Raw genomic sequence first — 20,000 nt, forward strand, 5'->3', positions numbered from 1 at the left:
GAGATTCCTTTCGTTCATGCGCAGCGGCTGCTGCGCGTCGATTCGAATTCCTCGACCAGCACGGCCGTCTGTCCCGTCGACAAGTCGGCGTAGACTACTCGGTAGGCTGCTTGATCGCCGAGCTGTTGGTACTGCTCGATTTCGAACGTGTCTGGCCTACTGAGCGTTGCGGAAGATGTGTCATGAAATGCAAAACCATGGCTCCGCACTATAGCCCCTCTCCAATACTCTGCCGGCACCCATGCACCGTCAGAGCCATTGCGCTGTAGCTCGACCACGACCGTCCTGTTGCCATGGTATTGACCGAGCACAGACACGATGCCTTGGCAGGTCTCCTGTGCTGAGGTCACGTGAACCGTGAACTCAGGATCTTTGACAATGGGCGTAGCGTTGGCTTTGTCTGCATGAGTCAAAAGGCCCACTACAAGACAGCCGAGCACCCATACTAGAGTCCACCGCACTGGCCGCGGAACATCGTCCCAGGTAGCCTGTTCGGTATACATTTGCTCTCCTCAACTCTTGTGTTCAGCCTAGATATTGTCACCAGGCACGTATACTATTATAGCATAAAATATATAAAAAGTCTATGTCTGCTCATCGTTTGACAGGTCTGAAAGTCGATCCAATTCCTCAACTTGACGCACTGTTTCGAGCAGATTGATGACATCTAGTATGCCATGGAAAAGTCGTGAGCGCTCTGCGAGTGTTTCGCCTCTATTGTGCATATTCGCGATCAGATAAAAGTAAATTGCCGGATAGCGGTTTCGAAATGCGGCAAGCCGAGTCTCATAATCAGGAGTGTCGTGTGTGGCCGCATCGAGTATGCCGTCGGAGATTTTGTCTAAATCGGACGTAGTATGGTGGCCAAAGTTTTCGGAGTTAGCCGTCATGATATCTCTAGTATACAAGGTGTTGAAATCTGCGTACAGGGGCGTACAATATTCAGAGGAATATATCAAATAACATACACATAGAGGACAAAGAATGCGAGACGGAGATCCAATGGTATACGCTGCAAATGATGAAACCGAGAGAAAACCATCAAATGTACTATATGTAGACTTTCGAGTCGGAGAAGCTGCGACTGGTGGTATCGAAGGTTCAGAAGAGCAGATCGATACAGTGCTAGAGTTTGTAAAAGGTACGCCGGAAGCATACGCGGTGTGCGAGAAGCCTGTGGTCTGTAAATGTATCGACGGGCGAAGCGCAGAGGTAGCTACCGAAGGCCCAAACGCAGCGGGTGGGACTTTTGGCGTTGCAGCCGCAATCGATTTGGCGCGTCCAGAAGGAGTAGCGCCCGCTTCTCACGCGGAGACTTTACAGCATGTTATCTCGACACATAAGCGTGAAGATCATGATGTTGGTGGGCATACAGATACCCATGCGTCGGGTGATAATTGTGGCTGTGGTGCCGTAGATAGGGTTGAAGAGATTTACACTAAGATTACCGACCAAGGAGAAAAGATTCGTGAACTTGCCGAAGCTATCTACGGTGAGCCGATCGACAATGCGACACATGCTCGCATACTGAGTAACGCTCAAAGCCACACGGAATTTGATACTGGGGCAAAGATTCGTAAGACATTTGAGGCGTCTATGAGCCAGCCTGGCTCAGATACTCTCATGGAAAATCTCGAGGGTAGCCATAACGAGAAAATCGCATTGATTAACGTAGTTCCTAGCACGACGCTTAGCCGTCAAGATATGCAGAAGGTTTTGGGCAATGATCTTCAGGCCTTTAACGTTGATGCGTGGGCATTTGAAAAAACAGCCGCAAGTGTTGCAGCAAGTTCAGAAGACGCCCGCGCTATTCATATCGCGATGTTGTATTACAACGTGGCAACTGCGTTGACGCTCTGTGGTCCGAACATGCGCATTGTTGTACGTAGTGAGCAGTCTGTACCAGAAGAAGCGCGCGCAGCCTAACTAGGGTTTGGAAGTGCCACGACGCAGGTTGTGCTCATGGCATCATAGAAAGTATTTTTTTGTGAACTTGCAGGCGTAAAATTACCCCAGGTACCGTCTATCATCTGCACAAGGCCAGGGACTTTGCAGTCCTGGTTGCTGCCTTCGAGTACGAATTGCATCACATAGGGATTCGGCTGTCCATCCACCGTGAACCCCGACCAGTTCGTGAGGGTGATGCCGACGAACGTTACGCCACCCTCCTTAGTGACTACTTTGTTATTTCCCTCTGGGATACGTGAGAGGACCGTGCGTATGGCTGTATTGAAAGTGGCGTCTTCTTTCGTCGTATAGTCGGACCCGCCGCACGAGCCGACCGTATCGGCCCCCCGGATTGTATAACCTTGGCCGAGACATACGCTGCCAGCACCCATAGCAGGATACATATTGTTTTCGGTAACATATAGCTGGATTGATTTTTCGTAGTTGGTGGCGGCTTCGTATTTGGCAGTATTATTGGCTCGTTGCTGAATACCGTTGTATGCCACTATCGTGATAGCTGCGAGGATGCCTATTACCACGATTACGATTAATAACTCAACGATTGTAAACCCGGCCTGCCCCCTACTTTGCATACACTTAGTATAGCAGTTTTAGAGATTTGCGAGGATTTTACGTACTTCTTGGGTGGTCTTTGTATGCATCAGTTTGTCACGCAGCTCGGCAGCACCTTCGAAGTCGCGCACGTAGATTTTATAGAAGCGTTTGAGCGTGTCATAGGGGCGGCCTGTCTGGCTGGAGTATTTGTCGTAGAGGTCGAGCTGTAGCCTCAGGAGGCCTAATAGTTCGTCGCGGGAGTGCGAACTAGCCGTCCGCTCAAACGCATAGGGATTATGGAAAATACCTCGCCCGATCATCATGCCGTCTACACCTGTCTGAGTTACGAGCTCTTCGCCATGCGTACGGTCACGGATGTCACCGTTGATCGTCAGGAGCGTCTGCGGGGCGATTTCGTCGCGCAGCCGCTTGATATCGGCTATAAGTTCGTAGTGGGCCGGTACTTTGCTCATCTCCTTCTTCGTGCGCAGGTGGATAGTGAGGTTGACGATGTCTTGCTGCAGGATGTGTGTCAGCCACCCTCGCCATTCGTCTATACGACTGTAGCCGAGGCGTGTCTTGACGCTCACTGGGAGTCCGCTGGTCTTGGCGGCAGCGATGATCGCGGCGGCGTTTTCTGGATTGCAGATCATGGCTGAGCCTCCCCCGCTTTTGGTGGCGGATTTGTCTGGGCAACCCATATTGATATCGATTCCATCGTAGCTAAGCTCCACGCAGTGAGCAGCCAACTTTTCCATCGCTTCGGGGACACTTCCCCATAGCTGAGCGACAATAGGCTGTTCGTCATCTGTCTTGACGAGTCGTCCGCCTATTGCCCGATCCCCTGCGGCCGCCCAACCAGTGGCGTTGGTAAATTCCGTAAACCATACATCTGGTGCAGCTGCTTCGGCCACGACATGGCGAAATACAACGTCAGTCACGGCTTCCATAGGAGCCAAGACGAAGAACGGTTTTGGTAGATTTGCCCAAAAGTTAGGCACTATTGTCCGTGACGGTTATTCTGATTGTCAATCGCGCGCTGCGCCGACTTGATCGCTTCGTCGCCGACGTGTCGCAGATCAATCTCTGTTGGAGGTAAATCGTCCGGGTCGACACGGTTTTCCCAGTCGCTCGCGAAATTGAGATAGCCTGGCTGGACACCTAGGTCGTCGGCTTGTTTGAGTCGATCGAGTGGATTGAAATCCGGTTCATCAAAACGTGACATAATTTGTTCCTTTCATCTAACAAAACTCACATTTATATACAAATATGGGTATTGGTAGATGCAGACAGAGAGTATCCAAGCGGTGGGCCGATCCCCGGAGGGGATGTGGGGTTCGACCCACCGCGAGGGTAAAGCGGTCAAACGACCGCGCCTAGTGTCGGGGGACGACATGGCGCGGTCGCCCTTCCGCCGCAATCAGAAACCCCTGCGGATTCCTTCATACTTGAATCGACTTGCTCCCGTTGTATGGAGCGCATAGTGGTGGGGTTCAAACCCACGATCCTCCCTTTTTGCGGGAGAGCTTTTGATCAGCTAAGCTACACTACAGTCGAAACCGAGGGACTGACGGGACTCGAACCCGCGCCTGTTCAGGCTCTACAGAACTGCTCTGACTCGCTAAGCTACAGCCCCGTGCTGCCGAAGCCGGTCGATGAAGTTGTGCGAGGGCCAGAAAGTCACCAGAAGTGGCTTCCGTGTATCTTGGCTTCCTCATGTGCCTTGTGGTCGAGGTTCTTCACCGACTGGCGGTTCAAGTGCTTGTCCACGAGCTGCTGCTCGGTGACGGTGCGCTTGCTCGGGTCCTTCTTTGCGGCGTTTTCTGCTGCGTCCATCACGAACCTTCCACCTGTGAGCCGCTGGTCGGCTCATCGCAGACATGTCAGGGGTCGAACCTGTTACCGGGGTCTCCGGTGCTTCCGTATAAGCACATGTCTAGGCAAGTTACACTTTCCTACGTCGCAAGTGTATAACTTGCCTTTCGGCGAGAACTACAGGACCGAAGTCTCCATATTTCTTACCAGGCAAACTAGCTGTGCCAGTTGGGTGTATCAGTAATACTATCTCTGTCTGTCAAAATGCGACAGGAAAGTACACAGCGAGTCGCCCACGAAGCGTACCTCTTAGAAAACTCGCTATGCACACATCTGCACGAACACCATAGTACTGTTTTCTTGACGTTTCGTCAAGAGGAAGTGCGGCGCGTGATGATGAAACTATATCTTGCCGTCGATAAGATCTTGCTCAAACTGGTGGATACCTTCGATCGATTGCTCGTATGCCGATGTATCGGGAAAGCTAAGATCTTGGATGTGGCGCCAGACACCGCGAATGAGCTGCGTGAAACGCTCGAGCTCGCTTGGATCTATATCGGTAAGCTCTAGTGCTACAATCTCCCCTGCTGGATTTGGCTCTACGAACTGCAAGACACCGCGCGCCATAGTGTAGCGCTGCCATTCGCGCGAGTGTTCGATGAGAAGTTTGTAAAACAGCAGCTGCTGGCGGTATTTGTGTGCCTTCATTTTCTGGTAATCGGCTCCTTTGTCCCAGCTCGTTAGTACACCACCCGTCTTGTAATCAGTGACAGTAGCGGTCATGGCGTCGCGGTCAAATTGCACTACGTCAAGCTTGCCGGTCAGGTGCACATCGTCGAGCCAGACGTCTTGATGGTTAAAATTGAGTTCCGCTTGTTGCTCTGGTGAAAAAGTAGCGTATTTGGCGCGCAAAAACGTCCGCAGCGCATCACCTCCCTTTTGCAGGTAGAGTGCGTGTTCTTCGTCGGTAAACTGCATGCGCTCCAGCGATTTACCAAACTCATGGATGATGTCTTCTTCTGGTTGAGGGGATTTATGTGCGCGCAGATAGTCGTGAGCGCGCTGCAGCGTGGCGTGGATGGCCGTGCCGTAATTGGCATACGGGCTTGGACTTTGCGGAAAGCGCAAAAGATTACCAAGCAGAAATGTCTGAGGACCGCCCTGCGAGACATCGATGAACGTATTGATGTGTGTCGCGCTGAGTTTGTAACGAAAAAGCAGTGGCGCCAAATACTCGCGCATACTGCTCGTGGGGATAGATACGAGCGGCGCATACCAAGCTTGGGTGGCAGCTTCGAGATGTGAGCTATGCGCGTGCGGGTCATCGATACTTCGGCTTGGTATTGAATTGTCGAGGAGGAATCCGGCCTGGAGCATTTCCTTGGCGCTGTCATTTTCGCGCGCATACGAGATGCGAAGTGTGTAGCGAGCTCGCGTCATAGCAACATAAAACAAGCGAAGGCGTTCGTCGTAGTTGCCGGCATTGCGACTGAGGCGGAGATTTGGTGGATACATGATGGTGTCGGCACGTCCCCGGGCTTTTTCACCCCACATAGCATCGGTGGCGTTGACGATGAACACGTGGTCAAATTCCAGGCCCTTGGAGCTGTGCGCAGATAACAGCCGAACGGCATCGGCATCTTGTCCGACGTGACGCAAGCTGGTGATGTGAGTATCGGTGTCGCGGTTTTGCTGGATGAAGCCCAGAAAATCTGCCAGACGCGGTGATGTCATGTCGATCTCATGCTCGCGTAGCCGTGCGCGGATAGCAGTGAGGTTTTCTAGGTGCATGATATAGCGTGAGGCATCTTGCTCGAACTCTGCAACCGGGAAGAAGTAGTCGCGGAGTGGCGACACATACTCTGTCTCGAGTTTAGTCGTGCCAAGCAGCACGTCAACCATACGCTCTAGCGGCATGTGCTCCGACTCTTTGGCGCATGACTGGAGCCACACCCAGAATGGATGCATGTGTTCGTGGTGACGCATGGTTTCTAGCCAGCTTTGATGCGTGTTACTGGCTTTGACGCTAATCTCCCAGAGCGTCTCTGGAGCTACTCGCCAAGCAGGGTGACTCAGTAGCTCTGGTAGCAGCGCATTAGCCTCCGCATGGTCGCCGCGCGCAAGTGCTACTACTATGAGTCCGATGTGTTCGAGCTGACGCACTGCTTCATCGTCGAGCACATTGTCGCGTCTGTCATAGCTGACAGGTATGTCTTTCTCGCTCAAGTAGCCAAGCAATGCCACGAGATCTTTGTGCTGACGTGCGATCACGGCGATAGATTCTGGTGCCGCACCACCAGCAAGTAGCTGTTTGATCTCATGTGCGATCTGACCGCGCTCTGCATCGGGGGTGGCCAGCTCAACTATCTCTACAAAAGCGGCATCTGTCTCGGTATGTGGTGTGAGTGTTTTGTCTAGACCGGCAATCGTTGTCTCAAGTCGCTCACTGGCCTGCACGATCACTTCGCGTGCGGCCGCGAGAACTGGTGCAACACTACGGTAGTTGTCGCGTAACGTAATCTGCGTAGTGGTTGGGTAGAGCTGGCTAAACTTGATAATGTTACCTACTTCGGCACCCTGAAATCCGTAGATGGCCTGGTCGTCGTCACCTACCACGAGGATATTCGGCGAATCTTCGACGATTGGATTGTTGGTGAGATTGCGCAAGATACGCATCTGCGCCAAGTTGGTGTCTTGGAACTCGTCGACCATGATGTAATGGTATTTTTCTTGGAGCTCGTAGCGTAGCTCGGGGTTTACTTCTATGGCATGCACGACTTGCATGATCATGTCGTCGAAATCGATCAGTTCGGCCGCTTGCATGATAGCTAGATATTGGCTGTAAATCTGGCTTAGCGCACGCAGCTTGGGTTGGTATTTGGTGGCTTTCAGGATCGGCTTTTTGTCGGCGGAAACCGTCATCCATTCACGTTTCCAAGCAGTGAGAGGTGGTGTAATCTTTGGATGTGCGTCGGCGTCATCTAGTGCCCGCTGGAGGCTACTTGCCAGTATTCCTGATAGAGGCTGGAGCGTATCGAGCGGCATGGCTTCACCTATATCGGCTATCTTGGGTATGATATTGGCTAGTTTATCGCGTGTTGCTTTGCTGATACGGTCCGTAAACGCATCTGCGACCAGAGCGCTTGCAATCTCGAGCGCTTCATCTGTCGCATCGAGCAGCTTGGCAAATTCGGCGTCTGTGAGACTTGCGCGCTTGAGATCGGAAATTGCCTTGATAATGTCACCGATTGCGGTATATTGTCCATTCATCTTGCTGGTGAGTGGATTATTGTACGGCAGTGTATCTAGGATACTCGTGATGATACGGTGCACAGAGAGTGTGTCGGCCGGGCGAAACTCTGCACCGCGGTAGAAATACTCACGGTAGCGACTCATGATTTCGGTACCGAACGCATGGAAAGTGTAAATCGACACGTTGTAGGCGTCACGGCCGATGATGCTCGTCAGACGCTTCTGCATGGCGACAGAGCCACTTTCGGTAAACGTAAGGCACAAGATATTTTCTGGCAGCTCATCTGTTTTGCGCAGTATATTTGCCGCACGCATACTGAGTAGCTCGGTCTTGCCTGTACCCGGCCCTGCCACCACCATCACAGGCCCGTCTATCGTATCGACAGCTTGTTTCTGTGCGGCATTCAGATTTTTGTAGCGGGCGTCGAAATCCATTGCTACTAGTATAGCATCGATGTTCTAAGCTGCGATGGGGCGGTGGCGAAACGTGTTGGATGTTGAGCGCACTGCCTCGCACAGGGCTGAACTGCCAAGTTGGACAATACGCGGGTCGCTTTCGATTACTTCATGCACGGCTTTCAAGCGGTCTTCCCATTTTTCTTGGCAACGAGGTGCCGCGAGACTAAGATGCCCGCCACCTTTGAAGTTTTCCACGGTAATATTGTCATATTCGGCGAATATTGGCTCCCAGCGCCTCCCCTGTCCCATAATATCTCCGAGATAGTTGGTGACATGACCGAAAGTATCCGAGGGCATGTGTCTGGCAGCATTGCCAACTGCTCCACTAAGCAACGTCGGCACCTCTTTGAGCTGTTGAAACTGCATCTTGGGGCTAAATGCGATCGTACGAGGGTAGCTTGTGACAGCATTGAACGGCAGTTTTAGAAACGCGGTCGATGCACTGAATTCATTGAGAACTAGCTCTGGTAGCTGAACCAGATCTCGCTTCAGATCAATACCTTCGGGGAAGCATGGCACAGTATAATCCCCCACCAAGACTTTTTTATCATCGACGAACGGTGCTTTTGCTGTCACGCCTAGGGCATGCATGCTGCCGCGCGAGATGCCATCTACCCATAGATTATCAGGGTCTCTGTCGTGCCGACGATGCATATAATCTGATATTTCAATGATATTGCAGACACTTTTGCCGAAATGACCCCGCCTATCAAGATTTTGCTGCGGCGAAATGAATACAGTATCTATTCCGAGCCGAGCTGCGCGCAGAGCTCTGTCTTGATTCAAGCCTCTATCGTGCGTAAGCCAAGCGGCAGTTGCGGTGATACCTAGATCGATTGTTCTTTCTTTCGCCAGGGTGGATGTCACTTCGTAGTAGGTGCCATTGCCCATTTCTACACGCTCTTTGAGGATATGCGCACGCCGGGTTTCATCTTCGTAAAGTGTTTCGGTTTTTGTGACGGGGTTGACGAATTCCTGCAATAAAAAATCCCCGCTTTCATCGCGGGGCATAGTAGCAAAATCATCGTTTGAAGCACAAGACATTTCCATATGAGCGGTCATCTTACATCTCCTTTTTTTGTGTGGTGGTGTGAGTATACGCCCGTGTTACAAAAAACGCAAGAAGTTTACGCAGCAGGTGAAGCTTCAAGCTCAATACTGCGCGATATGCCGGCAGCCAGAAGCGCAGGAGCGGCGAGTCGTGGCGAGTGCTGAGACGCAACCTCAGTTACAACATAGCTAAGATTTGGACAGTCATGCTTAAGTGCCTCTTTTGCTTGTTCAAGAAGATCGATTGTAGGTAGCACGCCTCCGTGAGGCAAGTGTGAACGATATACTTGAAACTCGACTTTTTGTGAGACTGATGGCGGTTGCGGTCTGACCATTGCAGATACAGCTTCAAACGTCATCGCACCAAGTTCCATGCCGGCCGTAACATCTTCTCGACTGAGGCGGTGCGCCAGCAACCCAATAGTGTGATGTGAGCGCCGATAGTACAGTTCCGCTACATTGTGTGCTGATGTCATAATGGAGTTATTCTGCAGCATTAAGCTCAGCAGATCCGCAGATGCATCTCCGATATCTTTATGGGGAAAATCTGGATTTAGCTCAATATTGGTAAGTAAAAATGTCATTGTGCGGTATTTTTACATTTTTTAGTACTTTTTGCAATATCTACTCGAGTGCTATACTGTAACTACTATGAACGACCAGCTACTCGACGACGAAGCTATCGAACAAATCTCCAAAGATAGGTTTGGAATCGATCTTGAGATTCGCCAGATGATCGCCAAAGAGATCCCTATTAGCCATACTGGCGAGGCCAGCGTATTCTTGTCGAAGAAAAAACAGCTGTACGTGTATATCCACGGGCGCTCAAACTACGTGCTTGGTGATATCCAGAAAATCGTGGCGCGCATGGGGCTGCGCGCGGAGCTGTACGTGCCACCGAAAGGTCAGCCGCACTATTTCGACGATATCGCGACTGAGAAGTTTCGCGCCACATACCCTGGTCGCACGCCTACGAGCGAAAACGATCTGCGTTATTATAAGACGCTTGCGCCGTACAACCCTGCACTTGTGGTCGTACACGAAGTCAAAAACGGTGAAATCAAACAGTTTGATACCGACGCGTCAAGTAGCTGGCGCACTGTCGCTAAGTTTGCCTATCGACGGATTAAGACGTCTTAAATTAGATGTACACAATACCCGCCGACTCTTCTCGAGCGGAGTGTCATGTGCGAGATGAGTCATGAACTATAATTTCACGTCTGTGGTTTCTTGTTGAGAATTACCAAATGCTCGATATGTGGTGTACGCGGGAAGAAATTATATCCCTGATGCCAGCGAATACCATACACTTCGGCGAGCCGAGCGATGTCGCGCGCTTGGGTGACAGGGTTACAGCTGAGGTAGATGATACGATCGGGTGCAGCCTCGAGCAGTTTTGCGATGACATCTTCATGCAGTCCGGCGCGAGGCGGATCAACGATGATGGTGGTATCACTTGTAATATAGTCGAGAGCTTTTTCGCTCGCAGCCAAGACGGCTTTGGCGCTGTCGGTTCGGTCCAGTTCGGCAATATTGCGCTCCATCTCGCGTACGGCATGCTCGTTGACTTCCACAAGTGTCACGTTGTTACCGCCAATAGTGAGGCCGATCGTTCCTACCCCGCTATACATATCGACTGCTGGTTTGCCATCTGGTACCCACTCGCCCATGTCGCGCAGTGCTTGCTCGTAAACTGGTAGATTAATCTGGAAAAAGCCTTCTGTCGCATAGCGGAACGGCACATCGAGAATCGTGTCGTCAAGCACAATAGTCGAGCCACTGTACAGTCGCTTGGTGATCACGCTTGCAGGGCTTTTGGGGTTGGAGTAGATAATTTCGCCAGACTGGGCTAGGTTGCCGAGTGCAGGCACGAGCGATGCTACGTCAAAATCTTCGTTTTTGACATAAAGTTGCCATGCAGTCTGCCCCGCCCTATTACTACGAATGAGGAGTGTTTTGAGGTCGCGGCCACCGATTTGCTGGGCGTTCAGTACTGCAAGTATCTGTCGTGACACTGCAGTGATGGCTGGCGAGGCAAGACTTGTGGCTTCGATCGCAATTTTGCCGTGGCTGCCCCGCCGGAAAAAAGCCAGACTAAGCTGCTCTGTCGCGGTATCGAACCAAAAGCTGTACTCCACCTTGTTGCGGTACTCGTACTCCACGCTGTCACTGTAGGTGGTGATAGGCTGCGGCAGCACGATATCGTGAAGCTCGAATGCTTCTTCGATTAGGGCGGATTTGTAGTGCTCCTCAGATGCAAAATCCATGATCTGCCACGGGCTGGTGCTCAGGTAACTATCTGGATCGCGTGGTGTGACACGCTCCGAGGATGTATTGAGTACTTCTGTGACGATTCCCTCTACATAAGAGGACTTGGCTTTAGTGGGTTGTACGACTACTTTCTCGCCGGGCAAGCCACCCCATACCAGGCATTTCTTGCCACTGTCTAGTGTGCCAATGGTCTGGCCTCCACCTACGATATGGCTGAGCGTGATTTCTACGGAGTTGAGCGTTTTCTTGGTCATTGTTACTCATTATACACTATAGCTTAAGAGGAAATATAATTGCCTATAAGTACATAAAGTGATAAAATGAGTCTTTGTGCCCGACGACGCGCAGCAAGACGGCGCCTTATCGTAAATTTAAAAGATAGAAGGTAATGTGAAGCACTTTGTGAACTCCAATCCGGAGTTCAAAGAAGCGCTCAACAATGCTTCCGTGACCCTGCCGGTACCCCTTACCGATGCCTTAAGTGAGTCTCGGTAGCTATAAGGTAACCATACCTCAACTGCCAATACCACGGTAATCTCACTCCCATCTATCACACTGCTCACTTCCAGATACACCCGTCTGAAGGCGGGTAGCTAAGCCCTCAGCGCTGACTCATTGACGGGGGCTATTTTTATTTTAAACGTAACAATAATATTGACAAAATATAAAAACTATGATAGTATGATATCAAATTCCTATAACTTCGTGGAGATAGAGTATGGAAAATAGTTCGAAATTAGTCACAAAGGATATCACCCCATCTGGTGATTTCAAAAATGCTGAAGATGAAGCCATTAAGTCTTACGCTAATCAAGGCATCACAAACATTGAACAGTATTTAGAAGATGAGGCGGCTGAGAGTAATAATACCGCCGCAGGGCACCTCCATCGCGCGCTTGAGGCTCGCTACGACATTTCAGGTGTGGTTTATAGCCAGAATGATCAAAATCGTTATGACATGCACACAACCGAAATCATTACTAAATTGAGTGATGCTGACATGGCTTTTGCAAGTATGGACGATGCTGCGCGTGAAGTTTTTGGCAAAGGTGTGGCAGCTGCACTTTATAATCACAGCACCGAGGAATCAAAGACTACTGCGCTGCGTGAAGTAATATCTCTCTATCGCGAGTCCCATGCTGCTCAGCAAAACTCTATTGAAACACCCGAAGCAGTAGAAGAGAATACTCACGAGACATCTCCAGACGAAAAACGTGCTAAACTCGGCAAGTTTTCATTAAGCCGTATGTATTGGTATGCACATGCCCGTATGGCTGAAAGCGCCGAAAAATCGTATGAAAAATACTCAGCCAAAGAAGACGATTCTCGTGCGAAACGCATAGGCAAATATATTATGCGCAACAAGGTTCCTTTGGCGATGCTTACGATGATGAGCGGATCTGCTGCCTCTAAGTGGGCTGTTGAGACAGGTGCTCTGCACGATTTGATTCCAATGCCAAGCAACTACGATCAGGCTCATGAGATTGTTCAACAGTCGGATATTCGTCTTGCGGCAAATGCAAATATTATTGTTCCTACAAATGGACGTGGCGGTGGTAATACGCCAAACGCAGTACCACTTCTCGGTGCATTAGGTGGAAAAAATGCCCACATAGAAGGTGTCACTTACCCTGGTGCGATTCAGACACTCGTGACTCCGGAAGATTCACATACACTTGATCAATCTGTGACTATTGCTAGTAATAAGCAGTATGATATTTACGAGAAGAACCCAGGCCAAAAAATCACCTATGTCGGTTATTCGGAAGGTGGTGTAACACAAACCGTTACAGAAGCTCGTATTCGTAAGGCAAACGGTGGAGAACTCCCTGCCAATGTGCATTTCGTCTACATAGGAACACCTGGCGTTGAGGGCGGTGCATCAGAAAATCCCTATTGGGACGCGATTCCAGCTGCGATCAAAAAGTCTCAAGGCATAGAGAGTTTCGGTAATAAATCTGAAGGTGGCCCAAACGTACACTACTATAAAAACGAAAGCGATTTCTGGGCAGCAGCTAGCTCAGCCTCGCCTATTGATATGGCAGATAAAGCGGTCGGCACGGCATTTGGTGGCACGCATGGTGCCTATGGAGGGAACATTCCTAGCACTACGGAACGTAACACGGACGGTTCATTGACAACTACCTACCATGGCGGCAACAATGTTGTAAATGGCTACAGGTTGCGTAGCGGTATCGCGAATGCGCTGTATCAAAATCAGCATATCCCTGTCACGAAAGAAATGGATGAAGCAATTCTTGCGATGCGAGGTGACGAAAACGGCAACTATAACGCAGCTAAGATTACGGACACGCTCGCAAAGGCTGCTGAGCGCCAGCAGCCTGGTACCGGTAATTTTGTTCGTACTGCTTTGGGGCCTGTATTATCGCAGGAGCTAGTAGATGCTGCCACTAAAGTACAGAATGCGGCTCCAAAAGCGATCGCCGAGATTACCAACCCAGGAGCTTCTATGGGCGGAACGACCGAGCTGTCGACAGCACTTACAGACGGTGTGAAGACTATAAGTGATGCACTGACTGGTCACAATACAGCTCCATCTACAGAAGTTGCCACCGCACCAGCAGCTTCTATACCCGCCTATACTGCCCCTTCTGCACCGGTCCTGAATAATACTGCACCCGCTCAGATGCAACAGCCAATACAACAGTTTACACAACAGGCAGCACCGATAGTAGAGCAGTTTACTGCACAAGTAGAGAAAGCAGTACCCCAATTAGCACCTCAAATTGCTCAAGGCAAGGCAGCTCTTAGCCAGTTCGGTATACGTCTCCCTTAGCGCATTCTAAGTATAAAAGCAAATCGCCGCCCCATACAGGAGCGGCGATATTGCGTGCTCAAACTGCTGGCGGCGGCGGAGTGCCTAGTTAGGCGCGACCCAATTCCTGTCAAACAGGCTGACGAATGCTGCGGCATCGTTCAAGGCTTCCTGCTGCTCCGCTGTGCGTCGGTGTGGGCGGCATGTGTCCACAAGATGTTTGTAGACAAGCTTAAGCCCTTCGGCGTCGTAGCTAGCACGCCGACTCACGTGATCTTTAGTGTGCTGTATCACGTATGCACGCTGAGACGGAAACAGGTTCGCCAGACGCTTTTCAAGCGAGGCGAGGCGGGAAGCCTCAGAATCTACCGGCTTGAGCTCCATCACATTTGTGCGACGGGGTTCAAATATCATACTAAGCTCCATTGCTTGAGTGATGTTGGTCAATACTAATTATATCATGCAAAATAATCTTTTGTCAATCTGTTACAATACTACTAATGGTTAAAAAACTCATGCAACTCGACCCCTGGCTTGAGCCATATGGCGACAAGCTCAAGGCGCGTCACTGGCATATCTTAGAAAATTCGCGCCGTATCTTGGGTGGAAAATCCGCGACCGAATTCGCGTTAGGATATCTATACTACGGCCGGCACCGCACCGACGGTGGCTGGATCATGCGCGAATGGGCACCGCATGCGAACAAGATCGTCCTTGTCGGTGATTTCTGCGACTGGCAAGATGACGCGCGATACGAATTCACCCGCGACGGAGGCGATTGGCTCTTGGAGTTACCCGACAAGCTACTGCAGCACGGTGATAACTATAAACTGCACGTCTACTGGGACGGCGGCGATGGCTACCGTATCCCTGCGTATGCGCGCTACGTTGTACAAGACGACGAGACGAAGCTTTTTGCCGCGCAGATTTGGCAGCCGAAGCAAGAATTCAAGTGGACGGACCGTGGCTTTCGGTCACCCGCCGATCCTCCGCTCATCTACGAAGCACACGTGGGCATGAGTAGCGAGCGCGAAGAAGTTGCTAGCTATGCCTACTTCACACGCGAAGTGCTGCCCCGTATCAAGAGAGTCGGCTATAATACTGTGCAGCTCATGGCCGTGGCCGAACACCCCTACTATGGCAGCTTTGGGTATCATGTTGCCAACTATTTCGCCCCTAGCTCACGCTTTGGCACGCCAGACGAGCTCAAGGCACTCGTCAACACGGCGCACGCTATGGGACTGCGTGTGATCATGGATATCGTACACTCGCACTCGGTGAAGAATGAGGCCGAAGGTCTAAGTCGGTTTGACGGTAGCTACAGTCAGTACTTCCATGAGGGTGAGCGCGGACATCATCGCCAATGGGATTCGCGTACATTTGACTACGGTAAGCCCGAGGTAGCGCATTTTCTCCTCAGCAACGTGCGCTATTGGCTCGACGAATACCATTTCGACGGCTACCGTTTCGACGGCGTGACAAGCATGCTCTACTATAGTCACGGCCTAGAGAAATCATATAGTAGCTACGATGACTACTTCGATGGCGATGTAGATCTCGATGCACTCACCTATCTCACGCTCGCAAACGCCGTAGTGCACGGGGTAAAGAAGCATGCTATTACTATCGCTGAAGACATGAGTGCGCTGCCTGGTCTCGCCGCTCCTATAGATGTCGATGGTATTGGGTTCGACTACCGCCTGAGCATGGGGGTGCCTGATCTCTGGATCAAAACACTCAAGGAGAAGAAGGATGAAGATTGGGATCTCACGCATTTGCTTCACGAGCTCACCGCACATCGGCCAGAGGAGCGGACGATTAGCTACGCCGAGAGTCACGATCAAGCGCTCGTGGGCGACAAAACGCTGATATTTCGCCTGGCGGACGCCGATATGTACGACCACATGCTGGCGAGCGACACCGATCTAGTAGTGGAGCGCGCGGTCGCCTTGCATAAGCTCATCCGGTTGCTTACTGCTAGTACGCATAGTGGTGGCTATCTCACGTTTATGGGCAACGAATACGGGCATCCGGAGTGGATCGATTTTCCGCGTCCAGGCAACGGGTGGTCATACCAGTATGCGCGCCGCCAATGGAGCTTGGCAGACGATGCGAACTTGAAGTATTCGCAGCTTGGTAGCTTCGACCAGGCACTCACGACACTCCTGCGCGATGTAGACGGCGAGGTGGATTACCGCTATATCCACCAGGGCGACGGTGTGCTGTCGTATATGCGTGGCAACTATCTGTTTGCCTATAATTTCTCGCCTGCCCAGTCGTATACAGACTACGGAGTGCCTGCACCAAATGGCAAATATACCGCGGTACTCTCGAGCGACAGTAAGGAGTTTGGCGGCCAGGGTCGCGTCGATAGCCATGTCGCTTACATGGCCACTTCTGGCCAGCTCATGCTGTACCTGCCTGCACGCACAGCCTTAGTACTACGCCGGGATAAATAGGAGTGTGACGAGTGATGCCGCGATCACTCTTCGCATAAATATTTATCGTGGTTGAGTCCGTCACCCGAGCGTACGCTCGGGTGACGGAGATCACCCAACCTCTTCTCGTCAGCCGACGAGCTCGTAGTCTGCTCGAGTGGCGACACTAGCGCCATCGGGCACAGGTATGCCTAGAGCACGAGCTGCACTGAGGGCTGCGTCGATCAGAGATGGTGAGCCGCTGATGATGCCGACGACTTCGTCGTTAGCATCAATCACCGGCGAGCCGGAGTCGAATGGCGTGACAGCCATGCCCTTGATGACGATCCCGAACTTGGTGATTGCAACGACGGTGCCGCACTGGCGGACCTTGTTGGCAATTCCGTGGCCGTGTTTGCACACAGTGGAACCGTGGCGCGGCTGTCCGACGCCTTTGACCGGCACCTCGTCGCGTACGATAACGTTCGGCGCCATCTGTACGGTGGCGATGTCGGCGTAATTGGCACTCACACCACTTCCGTCTGGGTAGGTAGTGCTGCGAATGACTGTGCCGACATACTGGCCGTTGGCATCGGTGATTCTGTCATTGACTTTGCCACAGTGACCTGCGAAATCAAAAGTCCTGCCACTGACAGTGGCGACGTTGCAGCCGCCCCCGCCCTGGGGGATGACCTTGACACCGACGCCAATCACAGGTGCAGGTGCGGCACTTGCCTCGCCTGCACCGTGGGAAATAGCGCCGATCAGTCCGACGAGAATTGCTGCGCCGATCAGTCCGACGAGCCACGCTCGAATACTTCTGGCACTGACAATGGGAATCATGACTTCTCCTTGAGAGTTGGTTGGGTGATTTGTTAACGAGCAATGGAAGAGGGTAGCTGGCTGCTACTCAACACTCTCTCACTCATGAATTAATTATAGCATAAGTATAATAAAAAGTCAATAATAACACTATTTTTTTACTGGTATGTAAACAGTGAATGTGCTGCCCTGTTCCAGCGTGCTTTCGACGCTGAGTGTGCCATGGTGTGCCTTGACGAGTCGATGCGCAATAGGTAGTCCAAGGCCGTATCCTTGGGTTTGCGAGCGTGAAGCATCTGCTCGGTAGAAACGGGTGAAAATGTGTGACACGTCTTGCTCGGCGATGCCAACCCCTTGATCGGCAACGTGAATGTAGGTGCCACCTCTAGCATCATGGGCTGCAGTAAGTGTAATCGTAGTATCATCTGGACTGTATTTGATAGCGTTGTCGAGTAGGATGGTGATGATTTGCGTAAGTGCACCGTCGTCAGCGTGTAGCGTAATCGTAGGAATCAGATTGTCGACAGAGATGCGTTTGTCGACGGCTTTTGGCGCTACAGTGGCTAGGGCGGTATCGACCACCTCTGTAAGTTTGACATCCCCCAGTGTGAGTGTGGGCTGATGTGCTGACAAGCGCAAGAGTCCGTCAGTCAGTTGCTGCAGACGGGCGATTTCATCTAGATTATCCTGAATCGTTTCTCTGGCATCTGTGAGTGTCAGTTTTTTGCGGCGAAGCGCAACTTCATTGGTGGTGCGTAGGGCTGTCAGGGGTGTGCGAAGCTCGTGGCTTGCATCACTTACAAACTGAGTCTGGGCGTCCATGGCTTCCTCGATAGGTTCGAGTGTGCGCCGCGCCAAGTAGTAGCTGAAAATACTGCCACCGGCTAGTACGAGCAGATTGATAACGGCGAGTTTAGCGAATATGTCACGCTTGCCTTCCTCGATGCGCTGATTGATGAACGAGCGAAAGCCCGATGGTGTTTGCATAGGAAAATCATCGGTTATACCAATAGCGCTACGCGGTGGTCGCTGACGCTCCAGCTGGCTGGTAGATGTGGCGTAGAGTACGATACTGAAACTGAGACTCATGATCATGATGATGCTCAGGTACGTCAGCATCAAACGCGCCGTATCGGTGCGTAGAAACGAGCGAAATTGGGTGAGCTCGTGGCTCACCCTTCATCCTTGATGATGTAGCCGAAGCCACGCATAGTCTCGATGAGATTGCGGCCTTTGTAGGGCTTGTCGACTTTGTTGCGGATGTAGTTGACAAATACTTCGACGTTGTTTGGTAAGATATCGGCGTCGAAATCCCAAACATGTGTCATGATGTTGGATTTGCTCACGACACGGTTCTTGTTGCGTAGCATGTACTCTAGGATCGAAAACTCTTTCGATGTGAGGGGTACTGTCTTGCCGGCGCGTTTGACTGAGCGATTGACAGTATCAAGTTCAAGATCTTCTACGGTAAGCACTTCTGCAAGCTTCTCATGAGGGCGCCGCAAGATAGCACGAACTCGAGCTAATAATACTTCAAACGAGAATGGCTTGGCAACATAGTCGTCTGCGCCGCTGTCGAGACCTTTGATGATATCTTCTGTCTGGTCTTTGGCTGTGAGAAGGATGATTGGTGTATGATTGTCATCTGCGCGTAGCTGTTTACATACCTCGATGCCCGTTTTCTTGGGCATCATAACATCCATGAGGATAAGATCATATTCATCTGCACTGGCGGTATTGTAGCCAGCTTCCCCGTCGTACTCTACGTCGACAGCATAGCCTTCATCCATGAGGCCTTCGCGGATTGCACGAGCAATCCTGTGTTCGTCTTCTATCAGTAATATCTTCATAGTTCCTAGTATAGGACTTAAAACTGAGTCCTATCTTAAAGCAATCCCTCAAGTATACCAAAAACTCTGCAGGTAGGCAGAGTTTTTGGTGAAACTTGGGCGCTATTTTTTGACTTCTTTGAGTTTGCCGTCACTTAGACGGAAAGTGCGGTCCGTCTTGCCGGCGATGTCGAGATCGTGTGTGACCACGATGATAGTGGTTTTCTCGGTCTTGGCCAGCGAATGCAAGAGGTCAAAGACCATTTTTCCGGTTTGCTCGTCCAGGTTGCCTGTCGGCTCGTCGGCCAAAATGACGCTCGGCTTATTGGCCAGCGCGCGGGCGATACTGACGCGCTGCTGCTGACCGCCAGAGAGCTTGCCGGGTTTGCGTTTCATCTGGTCTGGCTCGATACCTACCTGTGACAATAGCGCGGCAGCTTTGTCTTTGCGCTCAGCGGGTGCCACTCCGGCGAACTCCATGGGGAGCATGACGTTTTCGAGTGCAGTCAGGTTTGGTATCAGGTTGTAATTCTGGAACACGAAGCCGATTTTGTGGCAGCGATAGCGGATGAGGCTATGGTCGCTCATTTTGGCAATGTCTTGCTCGTCAACTTTGATGCTGCCACCAGTCGGCTTGTCAAGGGCGCCGAGCATGCTCAGAAGTGTGCTTTTGCCACTACCTGATTTACCGATGATGGAGACGAATTCGCCGCGGTCGACGCTAAATTTGAGGTCGTCGACGGCATGCACTTCTTCGCCACCAGATTTGAATGTGCGTGTGAGGTGTTCTACTACTAACATATGCCT

Annotated in this window: 19 protein-coding genes and 2 tRNA genes; 4 read left to right on the forward strand and 17 right to left on the reverse strand. The window is 51.3% G+C overall.

The annotated features are described in order from the left end of the window. Nucleotides 1–14 precede the first annotated feature (14 nt). The gene (locus GII36_RS02565) at nt 15–503 is read right to left on the reverse strand and encodes a hypothetical protein (protein ID WP_260764236.1); all 489 of its coding nucleotides are present in this window, start codon (nt 501–503) and stop codon (nt 15–17) included. Nucleotides 504–584: 81 nt separating this feature from the next. Next, nucleotides 585–890 (reverse strand): hypothetical protein, encoded by a 306-nt coding sequence (locus GII36_RS02570; protein ID WP_260764238.1) that lies wholly within the window; start codon nt 888–890, stop codon nt 585–587. Nucleotides 891–984: 94 nt separating this feature from the next. Between GII36_RS02570 and GII36_RS02575 the strand changes: the two genes are divergently transcribed. Further along, nucleotides 985–1,926, forward strand: coding sequence for a cadmium-containing carbonic anhydrase (locus GII36_RS02575; RefSeq protein ID WP_260764239.1), 942 nt, complete (start codon nt 985–987; stop codon nt 1,924–1,926). Here the strand turns inward: GII36_RS02575 and GII36_RS02580 are convergent. The 9 genes from GII36_RS02580 to GII36_RS02620 all read right to left on the reverse strand — a co-directional run bounded on the left by GII36_RS02580 (nt 1,923) and on the right by GII36_RS02620 (nt 9,662). Next, complete coding sequence (locus tag GII36_RS02580; protein WP_260764241.1) at nt 1,923–2,540, reverse strand: type II secretion system protein; 618 nt, start codon at nt 2,538–2,540, stop codon at nt 1,923–1,925. The two genes, GII36_RS02575 and GII36_RS02580, sit on opposite strands and share 4 nt — an antisense overlap. A gap of 18 nt (nt 2,541–2,558) precedes the next feature. Beyond that, on the reverse strand, nt 2,559–3,506 hold the full coding sequence (locus tag GII36_RS02585) for a tRNA dihydrouridine synthase (RefSeq protein ID WP_260764369.1): 948 nt from the start codon (nt 3,504–3,506) through the stop codon (nt 2,559–2,561). After that, on the reverse strand, nt 3,503–3,727 hold the full coding sequence (locus tag GII36_RS02590) for a hypothetical protein (protein WP_260764243.1): 225 nt from the start codon (nt 3,725–3,727) through the stop codon (nt 3,503–3,505). Before GII36_RS02590 ends, GII36_RS02585 begins: the two co-directional genes overlap by 4 nt. Before the next feature lie 247 nt (nt 3,728–3,974). Further along, nucleotides 3,975–4,049: transfer RNA gene (locus tag GII36_RS02595), tRNA-Phe, on the reverse strand. 15 nt (nt 4,050–4,064) lie between these two features. After that, a tRNA-Tyr gene (locus GII36_RS02600) sits at nt 4,065–4,138 on the reverse strand. A gap of 44 nt (nt 4,139–4,182) precedes the next feature. Then, the gene (locus GII36_RS02605) at nt 4,183–4,338 is read right to left on the reverse strand and encodes a hypothetical protein (protein WP_260764245.1); all 156 of its coding nucleotides are present in this window, start codon (nt 4,336–4,338) and stop codon (nt 4,183–4,185) included. 381 nt (nt 4,339–4,719) lie between these two features. Continuing rightward, nucleotides 4,720–8,004, reverse strand: a complete 3,285-nt coding sequence (locus GII36_RS02610) for an ATP-dependent helicase (RefSeq protein ID WP_260764247.1) — start codon at nt 8,002–8,004, stop codon at nt 4,720–4,722. A gap of 24 nt (nt 8,005–8,028) precedes the next feature. Further along, nucleotides 8,029–9,078 (reverse strand): hypothetical protein, encoded by a 1,050-nt coding sequence (locus GII36_RS02615; protein ID WP_260764249.1) that lies wholly within the window; start codon nt 9,076–9,078, stop codon nt 8,029–8,031. 77 nt (nt 9,079–9,155) lie between these two features. Then, on the reverse strand, nt 9,156–9,662 hold the full coding sequence (locus GII36_RS02620; protein WP_260764251.1) for a hypothetical protein: 507 nt from the start codon (nt 9,660–9,662) through the stop codon (nt 9,156–9,158). A 67-nt stretch (nt 9,663–9,729) separates the two neighbouring features. Here GII36_RS02620 and GII36_RS02625 point away from each other — a divergent pair, with 67 nt between their 5' ends. Then, a complete protein-coding gene (locus tag GII36_RS02625; protein ID WP_260764253.1) occupies nt 9,730–10,218 on the forward strand; it encodes a hypothetical protein in 489 nt (162 codons plus the stop codon). 74 nt (nt 10,219–10,292) lie between these two features. Here the strand turns inward: GII36_RS02625 and GII36_RS02630 are convergent, their stop codons facing one another. Then, a complete protein-coding gene (locus GII36_RS02630; protein WP_260764257.1) occupies nt 10,293–11,603 on the reverse strand; it encodes a class I SAM-dependent RNA methyltransferase in 1,311 nt (436 codons plus the stop codon). Between the two features lie 464 nt (nt 11,604–12,067). On the opposite strand from GII36_RS02630, the gene GII36_RS02635 reads away from it, so the two are divergent. After that, nucleotides 12,068–14,146, forward strand: coding sequence for a nucleoside/nucleotide kinase family protein (locus GII36_RS02635; RefSeq protein ID WP_260764259.1), 2,079 nt, complete (start codon nt 12,068–12,070; stop codon nt 14,144–14,146). Between the two features lie 84 nt (nt 14,147–14,230). On the opposite strand, the gene GII36_RS02640 is transcribed toward GII36_RS02635, so the two are convergent. Further along, nucleotides 14,231–14,539, reverse strand: a complete 309-nt coding sequence (locus GII36_RS02640; RefSeq protein ID WP_260764261.1) for a hypothetical protein — start codon at nt 14,537–14,539, stop codon at nt 14,231–14,233. Between the two features lie 86 nt (nt 14,540–14,625). Here GII36_RS02640 and GII36_RS02645 point away from each other — a divergent pair, with 86 nt between their 5' ends. Further along, a complete protein-coding gene (locus GII36_RS02645) occupies nt 14,626–16,584 on the forward strand; it encodes an alpha amylase C-terminal domain-containing protein (protein WP_260764262.1) in 1,959 nt (652 codons plus the stop codon). 108 nt (nt 16,585–16,692) lie between these two features. On the opposite strand, the gene GII36_RS02650 is transcribed toward GII36_RS02645, so the two are convergent. The 4 genes from GII36_RS02650 to GII36_RS02665 all read right to left on the reverse strand — a co-directional run bounded on the left by GII36_RS02650 (nt 16,693) and on the right by GII36_RS02665 (nt 19,994). After that, nucleotides 16,693–17,385, reverse strand: coding sequence for a chymotrypsin family serine protease (locus GII36_RS02650; RefSeq protein ID WP_260764263.1), 693 nt, complete (start codon nt 17,383–17,385; stop codon nt 16,693–16,695). Nucleotides 17,386–17,514: 129 nt separating this feature from the next. After that, nucleotides 17,515–18,540, reverse strand: a complete 1,026-nt coding sequence (locus GII36_RS02655; RefSeq protein ID WP_260764264.1) for a sensor histidine kinase — start codon at nt 18,538–18,540, stop codon at nt 17,515–17,517. Continuing rightward, nucleotides 18,537–19,214: a response regulator transcription factor gene (locus GII36_RS02660; protein ID WP_260764265.1), complete on the reverse strand. Its 678-nt coding sequence runs from the start codon at nt 19,212–19,214 to the stop codon at nt 18,537–18,539. Before GII36_RS02660 ends, GII36_RS02655 begins: the two co-directional genes overlap by 4 nt. A 102-nt stretch (nt 19,215–19,316) precedes the next feature. Then, entirely contained in the window at nt 19,317–19,994 is a 678-nt protein-coding gene (locus tag GII36_RS02665) for an ABC transporter ATP-binding protein (protein ID WP_260764266.1), read from the reverse strand. Nucleotides 19,995–20,000 lie beyond the last annotated feature (6 nt).

The sequence above is a fragment of the Candidatus Mycosynbacter amalyticus genome (assembly GCF_025273655.1).
GTDB classification, from domain to species: Bacteria; Patescibacteriota; Saccharimonadia; order Saccharimonadales; family Saccharimonadaceae; genus Mycosynbacter; species Mycosynbacter amalyticus.